Below are 961 nucleotides of genomic sequence, written 5' to 3'. Positions count from 1 at the left end.
TGAACCATGAGTTGAAAATCGAAGGTGTGCTATTGACGATGCTGGATGCAAGAACGAATTTAGGTCTCCAGGTCATTGAAGAAGTCAAAAAATACTTCCAGGATAAAGTATATCAAACGATCATACCCCGCAATGTGCGTTTGAGCGAGGCACCGAGCCATGGAGAACCAATCATCATTTATGATCCGAAATCACGTGGAGCGGAGGTCTATTTAGAATTGGCAAAGGAAGTGGTATCAAATGGCTAAAGGGCTTGGCAAAGGACTTAACGCACTTTTCAATAATGGTGAAATAAGTAAAGATGAAATCGTGCGCGAAATCAAATTAATGGAACTAAGGCCAAATCCTTATCAGCCCCGAAAGAACTTCCGGCTTGAAGCGATAGAAGAACTGAAGCAATCGATCGAGGAGCATGGAATCCTGCAGCCGATTATTGCCCGGAAAAGTATTAAGGGATATGAAATCGTGGCTGGGGAGAGACGCTATCGTGCCGCCAAGGAAGCTGGTTTGAAGACAGTTCCTGTCGTTGTCCGGGAGTTGAATGAACAGCAGATGATGGAACTGGCCATTTTGGAAAACCTGCAACGGGAAGATTTAAACCCGATCGAGGAAGCGGCGGCCTATCAAACGCTGCTGGAAAAACTGGAATTCACCCAGGAGCAGCTGGCCAACCGGCTGGGGAAAAGCCGGCCCCATATTGCCAACCATGTGCGATTGCTATCGCTGCCTGAAGGGATAAGGAGCCATATCTCAGCGGGCAAACTGTCGATGGGACATGGCCGGGCATTACTGGGCATCAAGAACAAGGAAATGCTTAAGCCTGTAGTGGATAAAATCCTCAAAGAAGGAATGAATGTAAGACAGCTGGAGCAATACATACATCAATTGAACGATCGCGTTTCACGTGAAACGAAACCAAATAAACAAGAGAAAAAAGATATTTTCATAAAACAGCGCGAGA

2 protein-coding genes are annotated in these 961 nt (G+C 45.9%); both read left to right on the top strand.

Features of this window, described 5'->3' with window-relative positions; all coding sequences use genetic code 11:
• Nucleotides 1-248: ParA family protein (locus tag CVN76_RS03635; protein ID WP_198512465.1), on the top strand; the 248-nt coding region annotated here is incomplete at its 5' end.
• The coding region (locus CVN76_RS03630; RefSeq protein ID WP_100530331.1) for a ParB/RepB/Spo0J family partition protein at nucleotides 241-961 on the top strand (721 nt) is incomplete at its 3' end. The genes CVN76_RS03635 and CVN76_RS03630, both read left to right, overlap by 8 nt.

The sequence above is a fragment of the Bacillus sp. mrc49 genome, from assembly GCF_002803435.1.
This window is presented reverse-complemented; position numbering and strand designations above follow the sequence as displayed.